General features: G+C 61.5%; 25 protein-coding genes. 15 read left to right on the forward strand and 10 right to left on the reverse strand.

What is annotated here, in order from left to right; genetic code table 11:
- Positions 1 to 267: 267 nt before the first annotated feature.
- From IF809_RS32705 to IF809_RS32720, 4 genes are all read left to right on the forward strand, one after another.
- A complete protein-coding gene (locus tag IF809_RS32705; RefSeq protein ID WP_462839572.1) occupies positions 268 to 1,140 on the forward strand; it encodes a hypothetical protein in 873 nt (290 codons plus the stop codon).
- A gap of 318 nt (positions 1,141 to 1,458) precedes the next feature.
- On the forward strand, positions 1,459 to 1,911 hold the full coding sequence (locus IF809_RS32710) for a hypothetical protein (RefSeq protein ID WP_462839573.1): 453 nt from the start codon (positions 1,459 to 1,461) through the stop codon (positions 1,909 to 1,911).
- A 235-nt stretch (positions 1,912 to 2,146) separates the two neighbouring features.
- Entirely contained in the window at positions 2,147 to 2,539 is a 393-nt protein-coding gene (locus tag IF809_RS32715) for a hypothetical protein (protein WP_462839574.1), read from the forward strand.
- Complete coding sequence (locus tag IF809_RS32720) at positions 2,536 to 3,039, forward strand: hypothetical protein (protein ID WP_462839575.1); 504 nt, start codon at positions 2,536 to 2,538, stop codon at positions 3,037 to 3,039. Before IF809_RS32715 ends, IF809_RS32720 begins: the two co-directional genes overlap by 4 nt.
- A 630-nt stretch (positions 3,040 to 3,669) precedes the next feature.
- Here the strand turns inward: IF809_RS32720 and IF809_RS32725 are convergent.
- Positions 3,670 to 5,289, reverse strand: coding sequence for a tannase/feruloyl esterase family alpha/beta hydrolase (locus IF809_RS32725; RefSeq protein ID WP_462839576.1), 1,620 nt, complete (start codon positions 5,287 to 5,289; stop codon positions 3,670 to 3,672).
- Between the two features lie 298 nt (positions 5,290 to 5,587).
- Positions 5,588 to 5,905 carry a PilZ domain-containing protein gene (locus tag IF809_RS32730; protein ID WP_128966129.1) on the reverse strand — a complete coding sequence of 106 codons (318 nt, stop codon included), beginning with the start codon at positions 5,903 to 5,905 and terminating at the stop codon, positions 5,588 to 5,590.
- Positions 5,906 to 6,125: 220 nt separating this feature from the next.
- On the opposite strand from IF809_RS32730, the gene IF809_RS32735 reads away from it, so the two are divergent.
- Positions 6,126 to 6,323, forward strand: a complete 198-nt coding sequence (locus IF809_RS32735) for a hypothetical protein (RefSeq protein ID WP_462839577.1) — start codon at positions 6,126 to 6,128, stop codon at positions 6,321 to 6,323.
- A gap of 169 nt (positions 6,324 to 6,492) precedes the next feature.
- Here the strand turns inward: IF809_RS32735 and IF809_RS32740 are convergent, their stop codons facing one another.
- Together IF809_RS32740 and IF809_RS32745 are read right to left on the reverse strand one after the other, a co-directional pair.
- Entirely contained in the window at positions 6,493 to 6,669 is a 177-nt protein-coding gene (locus IF809_RS32740; protein WP_462839578.1) for a hypothetical protein, read from the reverse strand.
- Positions 6,666 to 6,896, reverse strand: coding sequence for a DUF3072 domain-containing protein (locus IF809_RS32745; RefSeq protein WP_462839579.1), 231 nt, complete (start codon positions 6,894 to 6,896; stop codon positions 6,666 to 6,668). Before IF809_RS32745 ends, IF809_RS32740 begins: the two co-directional genes overlap by 4 nt.
- A gap of 104 nt (positions 6,897 to 7,000) precedes the next feature.
- Between IF809_RS32745 and IF809_RS32750 the strand changes: the two genes are divergently transcribed.
- The 3 genes from IF809_RS32750 to IF809_RS32760 all read left to right on the forward strand — a co-directional run bounded on the left by IF809_RS32750 (position 7,001) and on the right by IF809_RS32760 (position 7,903).
- Positions 7,001 to 7,231 carry a hypothetical protein gene (locus tag IF809_RS32750; RefSeq protein ID WP_453991114.1) on the forward strand — a complete coding sequence of 77 codons (231 nt, stop codon included), beginning with the start codon at positions 7,001 to 7,003 and terminating at the stop codon, positions 7,229 to 7,231.
- On the forward strand, positions 7,228 to 7,455 hold the full coding sequence (locus IF809_RS32755; protein WP_128966133.1) for a globin family protein: 228 nt from the start codon (positions 7,228 to 7,230) through the stop codon (positions 7,453 to 7,455). Before IF809_RS32750 ends, IF809_RS32755 begins: the two co-directional genes overlap by 4 nt.
- A gap of 238 nt (positions 7,456 to 7,693) precedes the next feature.
- Positions 7,694 to 7,903: a hypothetical protein gene (locus IF809_RS32760; protein ID WP_462839580.1), complete on the forward strand. Its 210-nt coding sequence runs from the start codon at positions 7,694 to 7,696 to the stop codon at positions 7,901 to 7,903.
- A gap of 111 nt (positions 7,904 to 8,014) precedes the next feature.
- Here the strand turns inward: IF809_RS32760 and IF809_RS32765 are convergent, their stop codons facing one another.
- On the reverse strand, positions 8,015 to 8,242 hold the full coding sequence (locus tag IF809_RS32765; protein WP_128966135.1) for a hypothetical protein: 228 nt from the start codon (positions 8,240 to 8,242) through the stop codon (positions 8,015 to 8,017).
- A gap of 280 nt (positions 8,243 to 8,522) precedes the next feature.
- On the opposite strand from IF809_RS32765, the gene IF809_RS32770 reads away from it, so the two are divergent.
- Positions 8,523 to 8,687, forward strand: a complete 165-nt coding sequence (locus tag IF809_RS32770; protein WP_462839581.1) for a hypothetical protein — start codon at positions 8,523 to 8,525, stop codon at positions 8,685 to 8,687.
- A gap of 45 nt (positions 8,688 to 8,732) precedes the next feature.
- On the opposite strand, the gene IF809_RS32775 is transcribed toward IF809_RS32770, so the two are convergent.
- Both IF809_RS32775 and IF809_RS32780 read right to left on the reverse strand, forming a co-directional pair.
- Positions 8,733 to 9,035 (reverse strand): hypothetical protein, encoded by a 303-nt coding sequence (locus IF809_RS32775; RefSeq protein ID WP_128966136.1) that lies wholly within the window; start codon positions 9,033 to 9,035, stop codon positions 8,733 to 8,735.
- A 146-nt stretch (positions 9,036 to 9,181) separates the two neighbouring features.
- Positions 9,182 to 10,738: a carboxylesterase/lipase family protein gene (locus IF809_RS32780; RefSeq protein ID WP_462839582.1), complete on the reverse strand. Its 1,557-nt coding sequence runs from the start codon at positions 10,736 to 10,738 to the stop codon at positions 9,182 to 9,184.
- Between the two features lie 97 nt (positions 10,739 to 10,835).
- Between IF809_RS32780 and IF809_RS32785 the strand changes: the two genes are divergently transcribed.
- The 3 genes from IF809_RS32785 (at position 10,836) to IF809_RS32795 (ending at position 12,576) form a co-directional block, all read left to right on the forward strand.
- The gene (locus tag IF809_RS32785) at positions 10,836 to 11,627 is read left to right on the forward strand and encodes an AraC family transcriptional regulator (RefSeq protein ID WP_462839591.1); all 792 of its coding nucleotides are present in this window, start codon (positions 10,836 to 10,838) and stop codon (positions 11,625 to 11,627) included.
- 177 nt (positions 11,628 to 11,804) lie between these two features.
- Positions 11,805 to 12,101 (forward strand): HU family DNA-binding protein, encoded by a 297-nt coding sequence (locus IF809_RS32790; RefSeq protein ID WP_057754729.1) that lies wholly within the window; start codon positions 11,805 to 11,807, stop codon positions 12,099 to 12,101.
- A 334-nt stretch (positions 12,102 to 12,435) separates the two neighbouring features.
- Positions 12,436 to 12,576 (forward strand): hypothetical protein, encoded by a 141-nt coding sequence (locus tag IF809_RS32795; RefSeq protein ID WP_164938668.1) that lies wholly within the window; start codon positions 12,436 to 12,438, stop codon positions 12,574 to 12,576.
- Between the two features lie 231 nt (positions 12,577 to 12,807).
- On the opposite strand, the gene IF809_RS32800 is transcribed toward IF809_RS32795, so the two are convergent.
- Together IF809_RS32800 and IF809_RS32805 are read right to left on the reverse strand one after the other, a co-directional pair.
- The gene (locus IF809_RS32800; protein ID WP_462839583.1) at positions 12,808 to 12,933 is read right to left on the reverse strand and encodes a hypothetical protein; all 126 of its coding nucleotides are present in this window, start codon (positions 12,931 to 12,933) and stop codon (positions 12,808 to 12,810) included.
- 61 nt (positions 12,934 to 12,994) lie between these two features.
- Positions 12,995 to 13,225, reverse strand: a complete 231-nt coding sequence (locus IF809_RS32805; protein WP_462839592.1) for a hypothetical protein — start codon at positions 13,223 to 13,225, stop codon at positions 12,995 to 12,997.
- Positions 13,226 to 13,504: 279 nt separating this feature from the next.
- Between IF809_RS32805 and IF809_RS32810 the strand changes: the two genes are divergently transcribed.
- Positions 13,505 to 13,789, forward strand: coding sequence for a hypothetical protein (locus IF809_RS32810; protein ID WP_128966138.1), 285 nt, complete (start codon positions 13,505 to 13,507; stop codon positions 13,787 to 13,789).
- Positions 13,790 to 13,861: 72 nt separating this feature from the next.
- On the opposite strand, the gene IF809_RS32815 is transcribed toward IF809_RS32810, so the two are convergent.
- Complete coding sequence (locus IF809_RS32815; RefSeq protein ID WP_015686271.1) at positions 13,862 to 14,026, reverse strand: hypothetical protein; 165 nt, start codon at positions 14,024 to 14,026, stop codon at positions 13,862 to 13,864.
- 269 nt (positions 14,027 to 14,295) lie between these two features.
- On the opposite strand from IF809_RS32815, the gene IF809_RS32820 reads away from it, so the two are divergent.
- Both IF809_RS32820 and IF809_RS32825 read left to right on the forward strand, forming a co-directional pair.
- Entirely contained in the window at positions 14,296 to 15,057 is a 762-nt protein-coding gene (locus IF809_RS32820; protein WP_462839584.1) for an SIR2 family NAD-dependent protein deacylase, read from the forward strand.
- Between the two features lie 199 nt (positions 15,058 to 15,256).
- Complete coding sequence (locus tag IF809_RS32825) at positions 15,257 to 15,889, forward strand: cold-shock protein (protein ID WP_164938670.1); 633 nt, start codon at positions 15,257 to 15,259, stop codon at positions 15,887 to 15,889.
- Positions 15,890 to 15,912 lie beyond the last annotated feature (23 nt).

Consider the following 15,912-nt stretch of genomic DNA (forward strand, 5'->3'; position numbering starts at 1 on the left):
ATGTGTATAAGAGACAGGGGCAGGGGGCGGGGGAAACGTGTGCGTGAGGATTAGATCGCTGCGGAAGTACGGGTATCTGCGAATCCAGCTCCATCGCCCTCCGCCGCCGGGCATCTAGCAGGCTATCAAAAAGCCATGCCACCGGTTGACTGCTCCTGCTGGAGTTGCGACCGTGCCTAGCCTCAAAACATGCCCTAGCCATCGCGCTGCGGTTGCGGAATTTATAGAATTTTCCTATGAGGGTCCCCAAGCCGGCTTGAGGAAGAGGTGGCAGATACCCCCAAGAGCGTTTTCTCCCTGATAATCGATTTGTTGTGGAGCGGCACCGCTGTCGTCGGATTCGTCACAGGCGCCGCGGGCACAGTCTTCGGCGCTTGGCTGACTAGCCGCGCTGCTCACAAGCGCCGGATCGTTGATGAATTGAAAGCTGTTCGCGCCGCGTACTCGCTTAGTCAGACGATCACAAACAGCGCGCTCGCGATAAAGGGGCAGCATATCAAGCCCATGAAGGACCGTTTCGATCGCGCCCAGATCGACTTCATGATCGCGCATTGGAATAAGACGCCACTCAATTTGAGCTTAGATCTAAATACGCTTTCGATGATTAGCCTTCCTACCGATCGGCTGATGACGACAGTTATCGAGAAGTGTCTGGTCAACATGAAGTGCATGTCTCTTGCAGTCCAAATGCACGCCTCAGCTGAGGATCTCCGTGCGTCCATTAGGACTCGCAACGAGCTGATCGACGCGTTCCAGAAGAACAAGCCGCCCACTCACGTTGAGCGCATTCAATTCTATCTTGGCTATCCGGGCGGTGAATCCGTCGACCAACGATTCCGCAACAACATCGATGCGTTGATCTATCAGGTCGATGATTGCATCACATTTAGCATGATGCTGTGCGAAGAGCTCCTCAAACGATACAATGGAATTCATGGTCGATATAAGTATCGATTTCGACTGGGGCTCAACAAAATGAGGGCAGGAGATTGGAGCGAATCCGTCGCGAAGAACTTGATACCTCCGCGGGAGCTCTGGTCCGATTGGGACGAGAAGTTCACTTTTCCTCCCTCGCGGTGGCAACGCTTTGTGCGAGCGTTTAATAGTGGCCGCTTTGAGGATTGGCGAGAATTCTTGTAGTTGCAATGACAGCCCTAGCAGCGATGCTTTCGCCCTCTTCATCTGTCCAGTTGGGTCGCGAGATCATCCACGTTGGTTTGCATGCGGCTGAGAAGAGCTTCTGCCGAGGCTGGCGCTACTCCTGCCGGCTTGAGCTGCAGGACTTCCCTGCGCTGACGCCCGGCCTGGACGCCCGTACGCTCGATTTCGGTCTTGCCGAAGGGAAGGTCCGACACATGGGCCCACCCAAAAACAAGAGCACAAAGTCAGACAGGCTTTGCGCAACCTCAGAATTTCAAGTATTAGTTGTGCTTTATGATGAATAAACGGGGGCATTGCATGAGCCATATAGACCCGGAACTTCACCGTATCGGAATGAGGTACAAGTTCATCTACTCGATCGTCGGCCTGCTCATGGGCGGCGCGTGCATTTTAGCGGGAGTGATCCTCGGCCTTTCAGGCGCGGTCGGGCATACCAGTTGGACGGCATCTGCATTAGGTTTCAAGACCGAAATGTCGGACGCGGCTCCTGGCGTGATCGTGTTCGTTGTTGGAATCTTCTTCGTTCTCATCACCAGGTTTAAAGTAAACGCGTACGTGAACGCGGAAATTCGTAATGCGCCCCCGCGAGCACCTGACAAAGACTTGTTCACTCTTCCAGAAAGTGCGGAAAAGCGAGAGATAGCCACGACAAAACCGGGGATTCATTTTCCAAATTGGTCACAGCCCGATGCCAATTCGACCGGTTCGACAAGGATAAGCGAAGGTCTTAGCTACAAGCGGCACGAATAGTTCGCTCTTATACCCCTAGACGTCAGTCAAACCGTAGTGCACTCAACTGACGGGATGCGAGCCGGGGCCCCGAGCTGCCGAGTACGGCCGTGACAAGAAGTTTAGTGCACTGTCTCCGTGATTCGTTGCGGCATCGGAGGGCGACGCGACGGGCGGGTACATCGAGGGGGCGCAGCTGCACGACGAGAACGCGGCCTCCTATGCAGGTCGCGGATAAATCCGAGAGGTTACGGCAATGACAGAGTGGGACAAGGTCGAAGCGATTTTCAATTTGAGTTCGGCCTTGTGCGCGATGATGGCGGCCAAAATCTGGCTTGAGGCGTCAGTACTCAAGTTGCCGCCACATACCTCTGACAATTGGGACGGACAGGGCCCGTTTTCAGACGCCCTCAATCTACAGTCCAAGAAGAATGCGCGAGCGGCGATGTGGGCCCGCTGGTGCGGCCATCGGCCAAGTAGCCGCTCTTACTATTCACATAATCGTGGCTTACCTTACAGCAGCTCTCAAGATGTAGCTTCGATGGTCAATGCCACGTTCATCATGGAGAATGCGGAGCGACTTCTGACAGTCGCCACACGCTGTTTATGGTCTTTTGGTGCGTCCGATGGGCTGACGAACATCTGTTGAGCCGATTCGACCCAGGCGGCGCCTGGCGGCATCCCATTGCTGTCCTGCAGCGTGATGCCATGACAATGGCTCTCACGCGGGTAGAAATATTGCTTGATGGAAGTGAAGAAGCCGTCAGCTTCCAGGCGGTTTATCATGGGCTGAAGGAGCCCGAGACACAGGCCGAACTCTTAACGGCTATCGAGGGGCGGCGAGGTGAAGACCTTCTTGACGAGCGTCCGTCACGCATCGCCGAGTTTCTCGAGGTCTATCGCTCAATCGATTGGACAGTGCACGGGAGACTGAAGCATTTCCGTAATCTGGATATCGCTCACCTGCGAGTGCATAGCCGCAAGAAGTCGATCACCATGGATGAGCTCCGCGCCATGATTGAAATCATTGCGCGGCTCGGGACGAGCTTCCAGAGCTTGCTGCAGACCGATATCCCGTTTCGGGCTTACTTGGCGGAAGAAAGCCGAGAGGAAGTCGCTCGTGCGATTGCCGCCGGACTCCTCCGTTAGCGTTCGCTATCCTTTGCTAACATGCAAAGAAGCCCTGAGACTTGTTGGCACCGGCGCAGCAAATCCGCCAATTGGTGGGACTAGCGTTACAGTGCGTCGCCTAAACTACGCGCGCGTACTGGTCGCGTTACTGCTCGCCGGCAGTTAAAACTCGCCGTCAAAGTCAGTGTGAGGAGACCGCGCTGTGAAAACTGTTCATCGGGCCAGCGTCCCTAAACTTCAATGTGCCGCCCTGGGCGCGGCCCGCCGACTACGAGAAATCCAGAAGACACTCCAGGCCGAGATTTCGGCAAATACAGCGCCGCCCGCGCCGGGCGTGTCGAGACGGCTGGCTGAGCCCAAGCTGCCAGAGACTGTGACATATCCAACGAAGGCGATTGAGAACATTCTTTGGCAACTTGTCACGATGCAGCTCGAGTTGCAGTGGTGGTCGACGCCCGTTGATCAGCGTGCGAAGCTCGATAAGCCATTTTCACTTAGGTAGCGGCTGCTCGATACCGGGTATTTTAGCGTCCATGTGATCTGATCCAGCGTCGCATCCTCTTTCAAAGAGATTTTCTGAATTCGAGAATTGAGGTGACAGTTCTGGACTGCATCCTGAAGTGAGATACGAGAGTTTCAGTAATCTCCCTACCTGCACTCAAAATTCTCCGCGCTCTCCGGATCGCCTTGGCCCTTGTACTGTGCATGTCGCGGATAGGCGCAGAGCGGGCGGCTGCGGCCGGGGAAGGCTGGTCCCGTCGCGACCACCACATCGGGCGCCTTGCCGTCTTCCACCCAGGTCACGACGGCGCTGAGCAGATCGAAATGATCGAGCGTTGCGCCGCTCGAGCAGTGACCCATGCCGGGCACCAGGAAGGCGCGGCTCGACGTCTCCCGCACCTTCTCCATGCCGCCGGAATCCGCCGCCATGCGCTCGTAATAATTCACAGTGTCGTTGGCCGAGAACCAGGGATCGCTCGCACCGTGGTAAAACAGCAGCTTGCCGCCATGGCCGAAGTAGCTCGACAGGTTGGTCCAGTAGGCGGTGTTGGCGAGGCGATCCATCCCGCTCGCGTTGACGCGGTCTTCGAGTTGATCGACGTTGATGCTTTCCCAGACAGGCGGTCCGACCGGACTGCGCGCCCCTGTGGTCAGGATCCCGGGAATGGCAACGCCTTCGGCGGCCACGCCGCTGTCCCACGGGTACGGCGGGTAGACCTGCGTGCCGCGTGAATTCTTCGGTCCGGCAAAAGCTTTCTTGAGGGCATCGACCTGCGGCGGCGGCAGGCAGGTGTCGGTCTTGTCGCCCTTGCAGGTGAGCACCGCTGGGTCGAATTGACAGGCCTTGGCGTCGAAGATCAGGCCATCCTTGATGCCGTCCTTGGCGTCGCAGGCCTCGAGGATCGCGTTGGTGATCAGCTTGCGCTCATCAGCGGAAAAAGCCTTGGCAGGCTCCGGCTTGCCGGACGCATCTTTCGGCGCGATCTGGCTGAAGGCAGCGTTCGCCCAGGCGAGACCGATATTGGAATTGCCGGTGCGCATCGCAGGTGCGCCTGAAACGATGCCGTCGAATTGTTCGGGATAGCGCGCCGATGCCAGCATGCCTTCGCGGCCGCCGGTCGAGCATCCCGTGAAATAGGATCGTTTTGCGGGCTGGCCATAGTAATGCGCGACGATCGCCTTGGCGGCATCAGTCACCTTGCCGACGGACGCAGTGGCGAAGTTGAGCGCCGCTTCCTGGTCCCTGAGGAACGAGGCATCGAACACCGCGCCCTGATGACCGCTATCGGTCGAGACCACGGCAAAGCCGCGCGCCAGCGCCGGCACCTCTCCGGCCGCCTGGTAACCCAGCGGCGGCCGGATCGTGCCGTTCAAGCCGCCGCCGCCCTGAAACAAGAACCGGCCGTTCCAGCGATCGGGCAGGGCGACGGCAAAGCCGATCGCGTAAGACTTGCCCTCGACGCCCACGCGCTGATCGATCACGCCATCCGCGCGGCAGTTCGGCGGCAGCGCCACCGACACGGTGCCCGGCGCCGGCGGCGACGGCTGCACGGTCCCCGGCGGCGCTTCGGGCACTTCCTCGGCCTTGGTGACTGTCGCCGTCGATCCCGGCATCTTCCAGCCGGTCAAGTCGGCGCATTTGAGCGCGGGCGGTATGTTGGCTGAATCGTCGGCGCTTGCCGGCGAGATCGCAATGACCATGATGGCCGCGATGAGAGCCGGGCAAGCCATCGCAGCATCTAGCACCACATGTCTCTTTCGCCGCATCGTTCTTCCCTGCCGTTTTCTGAATTTTATTGCGGTGCACGTCACTCACGCTGGCCGCTGGGCGATCTGCTGCACCGACATTGAAACCATCTTGTCTTGTTCGACAGGCGCAGTCCAGCGGCCCAGGCTTTCAACCGCTCTTGCCGTTCGCCCTTGCACATGAAGTCGATCGAATAGAATTCGGTGACACTCAGTGGACGCTACGCGCCGGGCCGCCGAACAGGGATCGAGCTCGCCGCACAATCATGGTCGTTCCGCACATGAGATGGCCCGCGCTGCAGCGCGCGCGATCAGCCTGCTACTTCACCAGCGTCTCGCCTCGGCGCGCTCGCTTCGCGGCCCTGCCGCGATTGATGAACTGAACGCCGATGAACTCGCCGTTGATCCAGGCGAGCTCGCAGTGCCGGTAGGCGAGGCCAATGGGGGACAGCACCAGGAAAAACTCCTTCTGGCCGATATCCGTCACCGCGCCGTCGATCACCAGCTTCGCGCCCATTTCAGAGACGTCGTGGATCCGGCAGGCGCGCTGCCATGTACCGTCGATCGCCATGACGCGCGCGTCGATGGGCCGCTCGAACGCGACGCGCCTGTCCTTGCGTTGTTCTCCCTCACTCATCAAGCCCCCGCTGATGATCCCCAGGCAGCACTCCAGACTAGGGCAAGAAGCTTGAACTTCGGTGAACGGTCGCCCTTGGGAACGAGATCGACATTGGCTCGGCCAGGATCGGCGAGCCTTAGCTTCTGCAGCATCGATTTCATCGCGCGCGTTAACCAGTGTGAATGCCGGAACTCTGCGCAGCCGCGATGTTGCGCCTTTCAGGTTGAGGGGCGTTCTCATGTTTGATGCCGATACCAGAGCCTTGCTGCGCAGCATTTTGGACGAGGTCTGCGAACAGATCGATCAGTATCAGACCGGGACGCGCGCGCACGTCGCGGCGCAGATCCTCGCGGCGGCGGGTCGCGATGCTACGCCTGACAATATCAGGGAAGCGGGGATCGATGCGCTGAAGAGCGCGCCCACGATGTGGCGATAAACGGCAGCGCGGCGACGATCATTAGCTGAAGGCGAACCACGCGAGCACCGCGAACACCGGAATGATGGCGACGCCGAACAGCACCAGCGGCGCGGGCTCGTTTCCGGTGCGGTCGTCTCTCATGTCGGCTTCCTCGCGATACCTCCGCTTTGCCCTGCGGCGCGGCGGGTCAGGAAATCTCTTTCGGCAGATCCCATTCCGCCTTCGGCTCGAACGGCTCCGACTTGAGCCGGCGTCGATACTCGCGCGCCGCCGCGAGGAGGTTTTGCTTGACCTCCTCGTCGGCGGTTTGTGCGGCGAGGGCTTCGGCCCGGTGGGCCTGGTGCTCGAGGGATTCTGTCGTCATGCACGGCCAACTCTGCGGCGGGGCGTGCGTTCCAGACCGGCCTCGTGCTTCATCTTGTTGATCAGTTCGGAAGCCTCGGCTTTCGTCAGCTTGTGCTTCAGCTCGTCGTTGGGAACAGGCTTGTGGGCCTGCTCGGCGAGGGTGGTGAGATAGGATTCCTGCGCGCCGGTCATCGGATCATCGCCGGACACCCAGTCCTTCGGATCCTTCTGCGTGTTGTCAGCCATGACCTCTCCTTTCCTGACAAATCTGCTTTTCCGACCAACGTCGGACTCGACTCTTCGTTCCGTTTTTGTTCTCATGTGGTCATCTTCACAGGACGAGGCGGAACATGCCGGACCTGAACCAGCTCAGGCGCGAGATCGAGACCATGCGGGGCCAGCTAGGGCGGAAACGGAAGGACATCCTGACGCTGCAGCGGGCGGGGATCGGGACGGCTTCGGCCGAAGCGTTGCTGTCGCGGATGCACGCCAGGATCGAGACCCTCTGTGCGCAGCGAGACGCGCTGAACGGCGCGGAGCCGCCTCGCAAGGGCAGGGTGTTCGGAGGACGGAATCGGTGAAGGAGCCTCTCAGGTATTTTAGCGACGAGCCTGAACTTTCGCCCTTCCTCGCGGCGCTCCACGATGTCCGGCTCAAGGCGACGCGTGAAGGATGGTGCTATGCGCACGTCCAGGCCATCATCGTTGCCATCGACCAGTACGCCGAAGCCGCAACGGGCAACCGCGATTATTTTCTGAACAAGCCGCACTCCATCGGCCGGCCGCATCGGAGCGACGTGCCTTAGCGTCGACCAGCGTTCGCGATATCGCCGTCATCATTGCAACAGGTGCGGACGCGCGTGCAGGTGCGCGCGCGATTACAAATCCGTAAAAGCGATTGAAACATGAGGCGCCCGAACTATCTCTGCACCAGGCGGCAGCGTTACAAGCCGCCCTTCAACTGACCCGGCCAACAGCCCCGGACCGGGCCCTTCTTATTCCCCACGCGCTGGCCCTGCCTCACTGGCCTCAGAGGCGCTGAACATGGCTGCCCGCACCTATCACCACGAACGCTGGTCGGACGACGACGACCGGCTGCTTCGCACCATGTGTGAAACCGGAAAGAGCCTGACCTTGATGATCGTGAAGCTGAAGCGGCCGATCGCGTCGATCAGGTCGCGCGCCATCGAGCTCGGACTCCGTCTTCCCGGCACGCGCATCGGACTGCGGCGGAAGCACAAGCCGCCAGCGTGATCGGCCCTGTGGCCCGCGCCAGTGCCGCCGCGCGGCAAAACAGCTCGCCAAACAAAGAGGCCGCCAACGCGGCGGCCTCCAATTGTCGTGGCGATGCCAGAAAGAACGACATCACAGCGGCGGCAGGCCCGGTCCTGATCCCGGACCGAACGGGCCGGGAAAACAGCCGGGGCCGCGCAAGCCGCCGGCGATGACGCCGCCGACCCACTCGACGGCATGGACGATGGCGTTGCCGATGGCGCGGAAGGCATCGCCCAGCCAGTTCCCGCCGACAATCGACTCGAGCTCGGCATCTGTCAGCTCGATCATTCCCTCACGTGCGTGATCACTGTTCTGCATGGTTCTCTCCTGATGAGATCGGGCGGCGGACCATTCCGCCGTCGACGGGCAGCGTGCTCCCCTTGCACCTGTGATCGCAGGAGTACGTCGACGAGGGCTGGCCTGCTGTGACCGTCGTCACAAAGCAAATGGCCGGGTCCGAACCCGCACGAGGCTCGCGACGACCAACGGTTGAAAACAGGGGTCCTTCGCCGTGAGCTGGTTCAAACGAAATCTGGTGGGCGGCACGACCGGCGAGGCGTTGCACGTCATGACCTCAGGCAAGGCGGAGTGAGCGGCCATGCTCGACGCCTTGCTCGGCTTCGTCTTCGAACTGGTCCTCAATCTGGTTGGGACCGCCATCGTCAAACTGTTCGGCGTCGACAACGCCGCCGAAGCCGCTGGCGTCATCATCGGCCTCGGCATTCTCGCGATCGGCTTCGCCGTCGCCCTGTGGGGGCATTGAAGAGCGACCGCCAGCGACGATCGCTCGCTGTCGCGCGCTTGCCGGTTAGGCCGCGATCCGCTGCTCGGCCGGCGCCGTCAGATACTTCAGCACTTCGGCATGCTCGAGATCTGGAACCGCGATTGCCGTGTGGCTGTAGGTCGCGTGGCTGCGCGACTTTGCGATTCCGTCCAGGATCTCTTTGCCCTTGATGACGTGCAGGCCCATGCCATCTCCGGACGGGAAGATCGCCAGCACGACATCGTAGGCCGCGATGACGGTTTTGAGCGCCGCGGCCTTGTCTTCGGCGACATCGACAAATACGCGAACATCGGCTGCGAGTTCACGCAGCTCGTCAAAATTCAGCACTTTTTGGGTACTCCAACGCAACAGGACTGCAGGGAGAGTGGCGGCGTTGGGTTACCAGAGTCTGAACAACATCGATCGAGATGAAAGTTTCACGATGAGGTGACGCCTCATGTGGAAAACTCCGGCTGCGGAACAGGCCGGCCCTGTCAGCACGCCAGGTCGGCTCGCCACCGCATCGGCAGGACGCCGTTTTCCCTGAAGCTGCCGAGGAAGCGGAAGCGCCTCGCGTGCGGATTGGGCCGCGCTTCGATGCGGTTTCCGAGGATCTGCACGACGTCGCTCTCGTCATAGGCCGGCCAGGGCGGCAGGCCCGATCCATTGGGGTCGCCTGATCGCGCGAAGTTCACCCAATAGCGCATCATGCTCCGCGCCAGCGCGCGGTCGGCCTCGTCAGGCGGCGCAGCGCAGCCGATCACGCGCTGCGGCGTCAGTGTGCCGAAGACGAAGGGGATCTCGGTCACGTGCGAGGCGATCGGTGTGTAGGGCGAGGTGTGGACGAAGTGGTAGCCGTAGACCGGCGCGCGCGTGCGGCTGCGATGCAGACGCAGCGCCTGCCAGCACTGCTCGCCGATCACCATGTCGCCGGTAAGCGCGGCGGCGGACGCGTTGGCCTGCGCGTCGGTGTCGGCAGGATAGAGCTTGAGAAACTCCGCCAGCCGGTTCGGGCCGAACAGCGCTTCGGCCGCCGCGCGAAACGCCTGCGCCTCATGATGCGGAAGCGCTTGCGAGATGAAGGGGAATTCTTCCGCGCCGTTCCAGCCCGCGAGCAGCGGGATGTGCATCTGCTCGCCGCGCAGAAAGCGTCGCGCGGGCACCTCCGGCACCAGATGATGATCGATGCTGGGCGAGAACGCCTGCGTGACGTGATCGCGCGCAAAATTCCAGGGCGCGGCTGCATTCAACTGCTCGGGCGGCAAGCTGCGCAGGGCTGCGATCGACGCACCGCCCTGCCGCCGCGCAAAGGCGAGACCACGCGCGCGGGCTTCGTCGTAAGTTTGCAACGGACCATGGCGGCCATCCCAGAACGCGCCGCTCTGGGCGATCGCCTTGTGGAACAGCCCGCGCGCGAGCGGCGATGCCATCAAGAGGCCGACGGCCATCGCGCCGGCGGATTCACCGAACAGGGTGACGTTGTCGGGGTCACCGCCGAACGCGGCGATATTGGCCTTTACCCAGCGCAGCGCCGCGAGCTGGTCCTGCAGGCCGTAATTGCCCGATGGCGCTTCCGCGTCGCGCTCGGGATGGGCGAGGAAGCCGAAGATGCCCAGGCGATAGTTGAAGCTGACGACGACGACGCCCTTCGCTGCCAGCAAGCGGCCGTCGGTGGCGGGATTGGCCGACGAGCCGAACTGAAAGCCGCCGCCGTGGATCCAGGCCATCACCGGGCGCTTCTCGTCAGCCTCTTGTGCTGATGTCCACACGTTGAGCGTGAGGCAATCCTCGGCGCGCGGTCCCGGCCGTGGGTCGTTTTCGAGCGAGGACAGACTTGCCGCGCCAAAGGCGAGTGCATCGCGTACCCCGCGCCACGGCGCCGGTGGCTGCGGCGCACACCAGCGCAACGGGCCGACCGGAGGGGCGGCGTAGGGGATACCCTTGAACGCGAGCACGCCGGTCTCGTCGCGCGGCTGGCCGCGCACCTCGCCGGCTTGCGTGCGGATGGTTCGGCCCAGCCGGCCTGTGTGTGAGCTTATCGAGCCATGCACGTTCGCTTCTCCCTGGGTGCGGCGAGCCCAAAGATATCGACTTTGCACTTGGATGAATTTGCATATAATTTCAATCGATAGCTAAAAACCGTCAATGATCAGGCAAAAGCTCCGCTATCCCTGGGTTGATCTGGATGTGGACGACCGGTCCGCGCCCGTCATTGCCGTGCGCGTCGATGCCGACGGGACCAAAGAAGAGGTGCCCGAGCACAGCCACCGCAAGGGACAGCTCGTGGTGTCGCTTGGAGGCGGCGTGACGTGTCGCATTCCCAGCGGCTTGTGGATGGTGCCGCCGCATTGCGCGGTCTGGATTCCGTGCCGCATGCCGCACAGCAACCGCGCCACCGCGAATGCGCGGCTGTTCTTCGTCTATGTCGAGGCGGAGCTGGTCGATCTGCCGGATCGCTGCTGCACCATCTCGATCTCGCCGCTGCTGCGCGAATTGATCGTCGAGTTGTCCGACGGCACGCAGCATGAGGAGGCGAGGCGGCAACGCCTGATCGGCGTGCTGCTCGGCGAGCTGCCGCGCATGCCCGTGCAGCAATTGCATCTGCCGCTGTCGCGCGAGCCGCGCCTGAAGCATATTGCTGCAAGCCTCGCCGACAATCCGGCGGACCGCCGCACGCTGGCGCAATGGGCCGATCACGTCGCGCTCAGCGAAAGCAGCCTTGCACGTCTGATCGCGAAAGAGACCGGGCTGACCTTCGGACGCTGGCGTCAGCAATTGCATCTGATCGTTGCGATCCGCGAGCTCGCATCGGGCGCCAGCGTGCAGCAGGTCTCCGCCGAACTCGGCTATGAATCCGTCACGGCCTTCATCACGATGTTCAGGAAGGCGCTGGGAAAACCGCCGGCCAGATATCTCGCCGGTATGGCCCAGGAGAAATAGCCGAACACGACGGAACTCGCGTCGAACTGCTGCTTGCGTTTTCGGCCTCAATGGGTTCTAAGCCCGGCTGCTTCATGGCCACCGGCCTGAACCGACGCGCTGCCCGCGTAGTTTTACCGCTTGCCGGACAAAGCTACAGCGCGGCTCGCGCGCACCCAATTCAGAGGAAATCCAGACATGGCGAAGATGACCAAGACCCAATTGATTGATGCAATTGCGGAAGGCACGCAGCTTGCGAAGAACGACGTGAAGTCGGTCATCGAGTACATGGCGACGGTCGGTTACAAGGAGCTCAACGAGTCCGGCGAGTTCGTCATTCCCGGCTTCGTGAAGATGTCGGTGGTCAACAAGCCCGCGACCGAAGCCCGCATGGGCATCAATCCCTTCACCAAGGAGCCGATGCAGTTCGCTGCGAAGCCGGCGAGCAAGTCGGTGAAGGCCTCGCCGCTGAAGGTGGCCAAGGACGCCGTCTGATACGGCCCTGGCGCGCGGTCTGCGCGATCTCCCAAAAGAAAAACCCCGCGCTTGCGCACGGGGCTCTCTTGCCGACGGCGATGGGATTTCAGCGCCTGGCCGTCGGCGATGACTTTAACGTACGGCTGAAAATCCAAAAAGCAACAGCGCCGCGGTGACGGAATATGTTCGTCCCCGCGGCGCCGCCGTATTGACTGGGCGCTGAAATCCCCAGCTTCCATGGGTCTGCGGCGCGCCGAAAAGGTTCAACGCGACATGCACGGGAAATCCGTGCGGGGGCTGGACTTTTTGTTCTCATTTTGTTCTAGTGAGTCATCCACTTTGGAGATGACTCATGACGATCGAGAAACAACGCGAAGTGATCCGGCTCTGGAATCAACTCCGGAAGGTCGAGGGCCCGGCCGCAGAAGAGCTCCGCATCCAGATCCTGGAATGCTTTTCAGAGAAGGGCAACGCCAAGCGCGCCGCGGCTTGAGCGCCTCCGGCGCGCGACGGTGCAGGCGTTGCGGCGCGCCTTCCAGCGATGGCGCGACGTGATGGTCGCTCGCCGCATCCGGCACTCATTCGCACGCAAACGATTTGTTAAGACGTGCTGCGCGCTGATTTCGTCGATTCCGATTCGTTCTTTGCGAACGAAACGGAGGCAAAGCTGGAACACACCAAGGCAGGAGCGAACAAGCCTAGGGATTAGAGCCGCGCAAGAGACCTAACGTTGGCCGTCGGAGACTTCGTCGTCGATGGACTCCCGAGGGCATGCGACGCCGCTGGTTGCGAGCGCCACGAAGCCGGCATAGCCGGACAGGTTGAGCAAGACTTCGAGCCAGGCGGGCATGACGAGCCTCTTCGCACCGAAAAGTAGCAACGCGCGCGAGAGATACTTGTTCCCATCGCGCTCAAAGCGGCGAGGTGGGATCGAGCCGCCGGCCTAGCGCCGCAACCGATTCCGTCGAGGGCGAATCCTTGAGGAACTCGGCGATGGCGCGCGCGAGTTCGCCGTCACTCATTGGAGTGGGCGGCGGGCGCAACGCACCGACGCCGAAACTGCGGACGATCTCGTCGTAATGCTGGGCGTTCTTCTTGGGAACAAGCTTGCGGATGCGGGCCAGTAAAGCGGATATCGGCACTCTTTCCTCCTCGATCTCCGCCCCTTGGCAGCAATGCAAGCCCGCTGCCAATTTTGTCGCTCGAAAACTGAAAACCCCGCCAGCACCGCGGAGATGCTGACGGGGCTTCGCGCTGTCGCCTCGAGCCGGATGGCGGAGGTGACCGCACTTGCCAGTCCAATCCGCGGTTCCGGACTTTGTTCCTTCCGCGGGGAGATTCTTTCTGCGGCGCAGGTTCCAGGAGACGAGAACCATTGCGGAGGGGCTGCGTTGTCTCCGCAGGATGCGAAGGAGGAGATCATGAGGAAGACACTCGCAGTTCTGGCCACCGTCGCCGCCGTCGGCGCCACCGCTGTCGCGGCGCCCGCACCTGCGCAGGCGCGCGGGATCGGCCCGGGCTTGGCGTTCGGTCTCGCCGCCGGCGCGATCACGGCGGGCGCAGTCGCGGCGTCCCATCCGTACGGCTATTACGGTCCGGGCTACGGCTATTACGGCGGCCCGGCCTATTATGATTACGGACCTGGCCCGTACGCCTACTATGGTGGACCCTATTATCGGCACCACCATTACTATCGGCGCTGGTAACAGCTGACGAATCGAAAAGCCCGGAGCGATGCTCCGGGCTTTTTTCGTGCGCACGAATGTCGGTGCGATGTCTTACGGCCAGAGCGAAGGCCGTTCCACCTTGCGGGCGTTATCGAGCGTCGAGACGAAGTACTCCTCGCGCTCGCGCTTGAATTTTTCCTGTGTGGCACGGAAGGCGGCGACACGCGCGGCGATCTCTTCACGTTCGCGGATTTTGCGTTGTTCGTCTTCGGTCATGTCAAATCCCCACTACACCTGAGTCTTCTTGCTCTTCTGAACTCAAGCACTGCCGCCGCAATCACGTTGAGTCGCGTCAACACATCCATTTGCGCTTCTGATTGGGGCGTCAATGGGGAGGAGGCATTGCAGGATTGTGATATGCGAGGGGCGGAAAAAATTGCCGCCCATTGTCGGATGCGACTTGCACGGCGGTGGATAAGAGCGTCAACAATCTTGTCGCTTGAATCTGGTGCAGCTGGCGCGACATTGAATCGGGGAGGCGGCGCGTGATTGCAAAGGACCTTCAGAGCGGCGTCGAACAACTCGGCGACATGATCGCAAGAGCCAAGATCATCGTGCCGTTCACCGGCGCCGGCATCTCGACCGAATGCGGTATCCCGGACTTCCGCTCACCGGGCGGAATTTGGACGCGCAATCGCCCGATCGAGTTCGGCGAGTTCGTCGCCAGCCAGTCCGCGCGCGACGAATCCTGGCGCCGCCGTTTTGCAATGGAGGAGGTGTTCGCCGCAGCCAGGCCCGGCCGCGGCCATCGCGCGCTGGCCTCGTTGCATCGCGCCGGCAAGATCCCGGCGGTCATCACCCAGAACATCGACAATCTTCATCAGGTCTCCGGCTTCGCTCCCGAGCGGGTGATTGAACTTCATGGCAACACCACTTACGCGCGCTGCATCGGATGCGGGCAGGTCTATCAGCTCGACTGGGTGAAGCGCCGGTTCGACGCCGACGGTGCCGCGCCGAATTGCAGCGCATGCGACGAGCCGGTGAAAACCGCAACGATCTCATTCGGTCAGGCCATGCCGGAGGATGAAATGCAGCGCGCGACCGAGCTGTCACGGGCCTGCGATCTCTTCATCGCCATCGGTTCCTCGCTCGTGGTGTGGCCGGCGGCGGGCTTTCCGATGATGGCGAAGGAGGCCGGTGCGCGTTTGGTGATCATCAATCGCGAGCCGACTGAGCAGGACGACATCGCCGATCTCGTCATCCGCCACGACATCGGCGAAACGCTCGGACCGTTTGTCGGCAATTGAGGCGTTAGTTTGATTCGCGGCTGTGCAAGCTGTTCATAGGTTCCGGCGAATCTCTTTTTTGTCTATGCGCCGCAACCCGGAGTGTTATCTTTTGAGTCGAAAGATTCGCGTCGCGTCGAAGTGAGAAGATTCTCTTAAGACGCGTGATTCGAGCGCCGCCAATGTGGCGGGTTGCATGGCATGTGTGGGGTCCGGGGTTATGGGGTCGTCGGACGGATTTGAGTCCAAGAAGCTGGGAGTTCCCGCGGCGGGCGAGCACGGCGCCGGTCGCGATAGCGCGCTCAGTCCGTTCACCGGGTTAGGTGAGGGCAGTGCCAACCTCGTCGAGGTTCATGGCGTCATCAAATGGTTTGATGCCTCAAAGGGCTACGGCTTCATCGTTCCCGACAATGGCTGGCCCGACGTTCTCCTGCACGTTACCGTGCTTAGGCGCGACGGTTTCCAGACTGCCTATGAGGGTGCCCGCATCGTCGTCGAGTGCATCCAGCGCGCCAAGGGCTATCAGGCCTTCCGCGTGGTCTCGATGGACGAGTCGACTGCGATCCATCCAGCGCAGATGCTGCCGCCGCGGACCCACGTCACGGTCACCGCGACCAGCGGGCTCGAGCGTGCCCAGGTCAAATGGTTCAATCGGCTGCGCGGCTTCGGCTTCCTGACATGCGGCGAGGGCACTCCCGACATCTTCGTGCACATGGAGACGCTGCGTCGCTTCGGCATGACCGAGCTGCGGCCGGGCCAATATGTGCTGGTCCGGTTCGGACCGGGCTCCAAGGGCATGATGGCGGCCGAGATCCATCCCGAGACCGGTTCGCCGGGCCTGCAGTCGCACTAGCGGCTTCAAATTATCGTATTCGT

This window comes from Bradyrhizobium sp. UFLA06-24 (genome assembly GCF_054967145.1).

Bases quoted from the DNA above. Each gene is read 5' to 3' on its own strand.
- IF809_RS32810 (WP_128966138.1), top strand. From the start codon at position 13,505: ATGAGGAAGACACTCGCAGTTCTGGCCACCGTCGCCGCCGTCGGCGCC.
- IF809_RS32740 (WP_462839578.1), bottom strand. From the start codon at position 6,669: ATGACGACAGAATCCCTCGAGCACCAGGCCCACCGGGCCGAAGCCCTC.
- IF809_RS32800 (WP_462839583.1), bottom strand. From the start codon at position 12,933: ATGCCCGCCTGGCTCGAAGTCTTGCTCAACCTGTCCGGCTATGCCGGC.
- IF809_RS32815 (WP_015686271.1), bottom strand. From the start codon at position 14,026: ATGACCGAAGACGAACAACGCAAAATCCGCGAACGTGAAGAGATCGCC.
- IF809_RS32745 (WP_462839579.1), bottom strand. From the start codon at position 6,896: ATGGCTGACAACACGCAGAAGGATCCGAAGGACTGGGTGTCCGGCGAT.
- IF809_RS32715 (WP_462839574.1), top strand. From the start codon at position 2,147: ATGACAGAGTGGGACAAGGTCGAAGCGATTTTCAATTTGAGTTCGGCC.
- IF809_RS32710 (WP_462839573.1), top strand. From the start codon at position 1,459: ATGAGCCATATAGACCCGGAACTTCACCGTATCGGAATGAGGTACAAG.
- IF809_RS32825 (WP_164938670.1), top strand. From the start codon at position 15,257: ATGGGGTCGTCGGACGGATTTGAGTCCAAGAAGCTGGGAGTTCCCGCG.
- IF809_RS32765 (WP_128966135.1), bottom strand. From the start codon at position 8,242: ATGCAGAACAGTGATCACGCACGTGAGGGAATGATCGAGCTGACAGAT.
- IF809_RS32770 (WP_462839581.1), top strand. From the start codon at position 8,523: ATGCTCGACGCCTTGCTCGGCTTCGTCTTCGAACTGGTCCTCAATCTG.
- IF809_RS32735 (WP_462839577.1), top strand. From the start codon at position 6,126: ATGTTTGATGCCGATACCAGAGCCTTGCTGCGCAGCATTTTGGACGAG.
- IF809_RS32730 (WP_128966129.1), bottom strand. From the start codon at position 5,905: ATGAGTGAGGGAGAACAACGCAAGGACAGGCGCGTCGCGTTCGAGCGG.
- IF809_RS32790 (WP_057754729.1), top strand. From the start codon at position 11,805: ATGGCGAAGATGACCAAGACCCAATTGATTGATGCAATTGCGGAAGGC.
- IF809_RS32760 (WP_462839580.1), top strand. From the start codon at position 7,694: ATGGCTGCCCGCACCTATCACCACGAACGCTGGTCGGACGACGACGAC.
- IF809_RS32795 (WP_164938668.1), top strand. From the start codon at position 12,436: ATGACGATCGAGAAACAACGCGAAGTGATCCGGCTCTGGAATCAACTC.
- IF809_RS32725 (WP_462839576.1), bottom strand. From the start codon at position 5,289: ATGCGGCGAAAGAGACATGTGGTGCTAGATGCTGCGATGGCTTGCCCG.
- IF809_RS32750 (WP_453991114.1), top strand. From the start codon at position 7,001: ATGCCGGACCTGAACCAGCTCAGGCGCGAGATCGAGACCATGCGGGGC.